This is a genomic window from Pseudomonas syringae (assembly GCF_021606685.1).
Taxonomy (GTDB): Bacteria; Pseudomonadota; Gammaproteobacteria; order Pseudomonadales; family Pseudomonadaceae; genus Aquipseudomonas; species Aquipseudomonas syringae_R.
Genome location: NZ_WKCB01000148.1, coordinates 1 through 2,667 on the forward strand (window position 1 = coordinate 1; position 2,667 = coordinate 2,667).

Annotated in this window: 2 protein-coding genes; one reads left to right on the top strand and one right to left on the bottom strand. The window is 58.5% G+C overall.

Features of this window, described 5'->3' with window-relative positions:
- The coding region (locus tag GIW02_RS26950) for a cytochrome b (RefSeq protein ID WP_236422216.1) at positions 1-531 on the bottom strand (531 nt) is incomplete at its 3' end.
- A 293-nt stretch (positions 532-824) separates the two neighbouring features.
- On the opposite strand from GIW02_RS26950, the gene GIW02_RS26955 reads away from it, so the two are divergent.
- On the top strand, positions 825-2,667 hold a 1,843-nt coding region (locus GIW02_RS26955), incomplete at its 3' end, for a DUF6531 domain-containing protein (RefSeq protein ID WP_236422217.1).

A 2,667-nucleotide genomic window follows, 5' to 3' on the forward strand; every position in this document is an offset into this window, starting at 1 on the left:
CATGCGCATCGCGGTGTTATCGCGCATCACATAGTGATGAAAAATCCCCGCCAACGCATGCAGCCCGATCAGCCAGTAACCGACCTTGCCGAACCACACATGCCAGCCCTCGATCTGCTTGGCCAGGGCCTTGTCCTCGCCGATCAACGGCGGCAACTCCATGCCATAGAACATCACCGAATGCCCCTCGGCGCTGACGATCAGCCACCCCGCAATCGGCATCCCGATCATCAGCGCATACAGCGCAAAGTGCATCAAAGTGGCCAACAGGCTCTGCCACTGCGGCGGCGCCGGCACGATCTGCGGCGCCACCCCCAGGCTGCGCGCAAACAGGCGCAGCCACACCAGTACAAACACGGTGAGGCCAAACATAAAGTGCATTTCCACGATCAACGTGCGCGCACCGCTGCCTTTGGGAAATTGGCCGCGTAATTCAATGCAGGCGTAGACCACCGCCAGCAACACCACCATCAGCCAGTGCAACGCGATGGACATGGTGCTGTAGCGCGTATCGGAGTTTTTCCACGGCATCGCTGGTTCCTCACTCATCAGGGTCAACCTCCGTTCTTTGGTGACGGAGTGCTTTAACTGTATGCTGGTTTTGCATGATTTTCCGGCATGAAGCGGACAAAACTTATCGAAATATCCCACCTAACAGCGGGATAAACACTACAGACCCATCCTGAAAACCTCTGCAAAGTCCTTCGCCTGATCACACAGCGCGAGGGATTGCAGATGGTTTGTCTTGTGGGTGTTTGGGTGGATGGGGCTGGCTCTTGATCGGCGCGACCGGCCAAACCATTGGCTTGCTGGTGCTGGCGGCCATGGATGCGAAGACCCGCGACGTCGACGCCGTGATTGGCGACTTCAAGCGCTGCCTCAATAGCTACGAAACCTGGGCGGAGAGCTTTTTCAGCTTTTCGGCACTGGATATCGAGCAGGTCTTCAAGGTCGGTGACGAGGTTGAGCTTGTCGTGCCGATCAACCGCTCGCTGTTTCCCAGCAGCACCACCGCGCAGTGCAAAGCTGACGGCACGTTGACCCTGGTGCACATGTTCCAGAGTTCACGGTTCGTGCCTATCGGCAACACGCCCGTGATTCTGCAACGCATCGACCCGAGCGGTGGCCCGCTGGGTGAGCCGATCCATAAAACCATCGGGCCCAGCGGCATTCTGGAAATCACCGAGTGTGATCGCAACCAGAAGTACCGTGTCAGCTTCTACCCCAATGTTTCCAAGCAGCACTTCAAGGCGCTCTACGCCTCGTATCAGTCGGTTATTACACCGCTTGAGGGCTGGCTGCGCAGTGAGTGGAGCGGCACGTTTGAGCCGCTTTGGAAGGACTATTCCGAAGCCAATTTCCTTCAGCGCTACCTGACGTTGCACAAGGCTTATGCCAGTGGGTTTGGCGAGGCGTTGTATTCGGTGTGGGACAGCATCAAGCAACTGCTTCAGTGGCTGAGCCACCCGCTGGAAAACGCGGAAAAACTCCTGCATTACCTGTCGCAAGCCGAGTTTGAAAAGCTGCTGGCCGTCAGCGCCGACACCCTCGCCAAAGGCTTGCTGGTGCTCAGCGATGAGCCGCTGTTGTTTATTTATGTGGCGGCGATGGTCAGTTGGATGCGTTTGCTGCCACCGCCGTACATGAACAAGCTGCTGGGGGAGATCAGCGCCGAAGTCTTGATCAATCTGCTGCTTATCCCTGCCACTGCCGGGATGGGTATCGCGGTGCGCATCAGTACGAAAGTGCTGGCGGGGGTCAAGTCGCACCGGGCGCGAGAGTGGTTGGGGCACATGGCTGCTCAATTCGGCAAATCGCGCCTGGATGAGCATGGTGAGGTGGCGAAGCCGGTATTGCTGGGTGGGCCGGCGACGGCGATTAAGACCGTGCCGGCTGCGCAGTTGAGGGCTGGGGAGCAGCTGGTTTCCAACCCGGTGCCAGCGGTGCGCAGCAAGACGCAGCAGACGGTGTTGGTGCGGCAGGAGCACGTTGATGACGTGCCGGCTTCGGGTAAAAACCTGAACGGGGATACGGCGAGTTCTGCAGACAAGACGGCCACCAATGGCTGCCCGGTGTCGATGGTCACGGGCGAGGAATTGCTGACCCTCACGGATGGGACGCTGGACGGGGTGTTGCCGTTTGAGTGGACGCGCTTGTATCGCACCAGTGCGGTGGAGGTGGATTGTGGGTTGGGGTTTGGGTGGAGTCATGCCCTGGCGCAAAGGCTTTGTGTGTCTGGCGATTCGGTGGTGTGGACGGATCATGAGAACCGACGCACTGAGTTTCCTTTGCCTACGGCCTCACGACCGGTAATCACCAATAGCCTGGCCGAAGCGACGATTTATTTGGGCGCCTCGCCTGATGAATTAGTTCTGGCCCAGGCCTCACGTTTCTATCATTTTCGCGACGGTGTGCTGGTCTCGATCAGCGATGCGTATGACAACCGGCTGCGCATTTCCCGGGATTATTCCGGGCGGATTGAGCGGCTGGATAACGGCGTGGGTCGCTCGCTGTTCTTGCGTTACGCATCTGGCCGCATCGTGGCGGTGGACTACCAGATTCAGCGCGCCAAGGGTTATGAGCCTTTCGAGTGGATTACTGAATACCCCGTCGTTTCCTACGCTTACGACGACCTGGGCCGACTGATTTCAGCGACCAACGCCGTAG